The following is a 279-nucleotide window of genomic DNA, read 5'->3' on the forward strand; positions in this document are numbered from 1 at the left end:
CTTCTGCACTATGATCTGAATACGGATTGTGAGCGAGTGCTTCTTTTACTTCGTCTACTTCTTCGCTCACTTTATCCAATGCACCATGGTAACTTGGCCAATCAAAACCAAGAGCTGCTACCCGCTGCTGAATTTTTTTAGCTTTGCTTAAGCTTGGCATATTAACGGGAATATCTTGCCACAGCGAAGATGTAGCGCTTGCAGTTTTAGCGCTGCGCTCTTGTGCCTTAATTGCTTGCCACTGCGCTGCAAGCTCATCATCGCTTAGCGCTGTTTGCT

Annotated in this window: 1 pseudogene; it reads right to left on the bottom strand. The window is 46.2% G+C overall.

Annotation, left to right across the window (positions count from 1 at the left end):
- Window positions 1–279 (bottom strand): annotated as a pseudogene (locus tag AAEY78_RS12755) (hypothetical protein); the annotation flags it as partial.

This window comes from Psychrobacter sp. 16-MNA-CIBAN-0192 (genome assembly GCF_040309565.1).
Classification (GTDB): domain Bacteria; phylum Pseudomonadota; class Gammaproteobacteria; order Pseudomonadales; family Moraxellaceae; genus Psychrobacter.